Annotated in this window: 1 protein-coding gene; it reads left to right on the forward strand. The window is 72.5% G+C overall.

Translation table 11 applies throughout. The features are described 5' to 3' along the window. A partial coding sequence (locus JNK74_29765) for an MsnO8 family LLM class oxidoreductase (GenBank protein ID MBL7650358.1) occupies window positions 1–567 on the forward strand: 567 nt, incomplete at both ends.

Below are 567 nucleotides of genomic sequence, written 5' to 3' on the forward strand. Positions count from 1 at the left end.
GCCCTGCGCCGGGACCGCATCGAGCGGGAAGAGGACTTCCCCCGCGACGTGGCCGAGCTGCAGCACCTGCTGGCCCCGGCCGAACCCGGCCAGCAGCTCATCGCCATGCCCGGCGCGGGCACCCGGGTACCCATCTGGCTGCTTGGCTCCAGCCTCTTCTCGGCACGGCTGGCCGCGGCCCGGGGCCTGCCCTACGCCTTTGCGTCCCACTTTGCGCCGCGCCTGCTGCTGCAGGCCGTCGAACTGTACCGCCGCGAATTCCAGCCCTCGGCCCAGCTCGCCGCCCCCTACGTGATCATCGGCGTCCCGCTGATCGCCGCTCCCAGCGACGAGGAAGCCGATTTTCTCGCCAGCAGCACCTTCCGGCGCGTGCTGGGCATCTTGCGTGGCGACCGGCGACGCCTGCAGCCCCCGGAAGAGAACTTCATGGCCGGCTTGCATCCGGAAGAACGCGCCGCCATCGGCGACTTCCTCGGCGCCGCCGTCATCGGCGGCCCGGACACCGTGCGCGACGGCCTGGCCCGCCTGCTGGCCGCCACGGGCGCCGATGAGCTGATGCTGGTCTGC

This window comes from Candidatus Hydrogenedentota bacterium, from assembly GCA_016791475.1.
Taxonomy (GTDB): Bacteria; Hydrogenedentota; Hydrogenedentia; order Hydrogenedentales; family JAEUWI01; genus JAEUWI01.